The organism is Thermomonas fusca DSM 15424, from assembly GCF_000423885.1.
GTDB classification, from domain to species: Bacteria; Pseudomonadota; Gammaproteobacteria; order Xanthomonadales; family Xanthomonadaceae; genus Thermomonas; species Thermomonas fusca.
This window is the reverse complement of sequence record NZ_AUIV01000053.1, coordinates 1-1,382: the sequence shown is the minus strand read 5'-3', so window position 1 is coordinate 1,382 and position 1,382 is coordinate 1. Positions and strand designations below refer to the sequence as shown.

Annotated in this window: 1 protein-coding gene and 1 pseudogene; both read right to left on the bottom strand. The window is 70.0% G+C overall.

The features are described 5' to 3' along the window. Window positions 1-1,005: MFS transporter (locus G582_RS16800; protein WP_038054302.1), on the bottom strand; the 1,005-nt coding region annotated here is incomplete at its 3' end. Continuing rightward, window positions 1,002-1,382 (bottom strand): annotated as a pseudogene (locus G582_RS18255) (amidohydrolase); the annotation flags it as partial. The pseudogene G582_RS18255 and the gene G582_RS16800, both read right to left, overlap by 4 nt.

The window sequence follows — 1,382 nt, the reverse complement described above, 5'->3', positions numbered from 1 at the left end:
CAGCAGCTTCTCGCCCACGCGGATGAAGGCGATGATCGCGATCGCATAGCCCAGGGTCAGCAGGCCGGCCTGCTGCGCGCTGAGGCCACCGCCCATCTGCACCAGCTGCAGCGATACCAGCTGCATGCCGACCGAGGCATTGACCAGGAAGTTGGAGATCGTGGCGCCCGTGTACACCGGGTTGCGGAACAGGCGGAAGTCGACGAAGCCGTGCGCGTTGCCCGCCTCGATGCGGAAGAACGCGACCGCCGCCACCACGAAGGCGAGCACCAGCCCGATCACCACCGGACTGCCCCAGCCCAGGGTGCTGCCCTGGGTCACCACCACCTGCAGCGCCAGCATGGCAACCATGAACGCGATCACGCCGGACAGGTCGAAGCGATAGCCGGCCACCGCCGGCGCCTTGCTCTCCGGCGCGCCGCGCACCAGCGCCAGGCCCAGCACCGACACCGCCACCGAGAGGAAGAAGATCCAGCGCCAGCCCAGCGTCTGCGCCATGTAGCCGCCAAACAGCGCCGCCAGTCCCGAGCCACCCCACGAACCGATCGACCACAGGCTCACCGCACGCTGGCGTGCCGGGCCATCCCAGTACGCCTTCACCAGCGACAGGCTGGCCGGCATGATGCACGCCGCCGACAGGCCCTGGACTGCGCGCCCCACCAGCAGCATCGCCGTGCCCGCGGCGCCCGCGGGCGCCAGCCCGACCAGCAGCGAGCCGACGATGCCGAACGCAAAGCCCATCCGCAGGATGCGCAGCCGCCCCAGGCGGTCGGCCAGCCCGCCCATCACCACGATGAAGATGCCGGAGAACAGCGCAGCCATCGCCACCGCGTTGTTCATCGTGCCCGCGCCGATGCCGAGGTCGCGCTGCATGTCCGGGGCGATGTTGAGCGTGGTCTGCGCGAACAGCCAAAAGGTGACCACGCCCAGGATCATGCCGAACAGCAGCCGGTCGTTGCCCTGGTAGCCGGTGCCCGTGGCGGCGGGTTTGGCGGTGGCGTTCATGCGCCACCTCCGCGCGCGCCGGCCGCCGGCGCACACAGCCACGCCGACGCCGCGCTGAGCATTGCCTGCAGCCCCACCTTCAACGTCGGTTCCAGCACCGGGGCGAAGCGTGGCGAATGGTTGCTCGGCAGCTTGTTGAGCGTGCCCTCGGCCTTGGCCTTCGCATGCGCCTGCGGGTCGGTGCCGCCAACGAACCAGAACACGTACGGCACGCCCCAGCTGCGGCCGAACACGCTGAAGTCCTCGCTGGCCGCCATCGGCTTGCTCTCGTGCGCGTTGTCGCCGAACTGGGAATGGAAGGCCACGGCCACGCGCGCGGTGGCGTCTCGGTCGTTGTCGGTCAGCGGGTAGCTGCTGAGCGTGGTGAACTCCGGCGG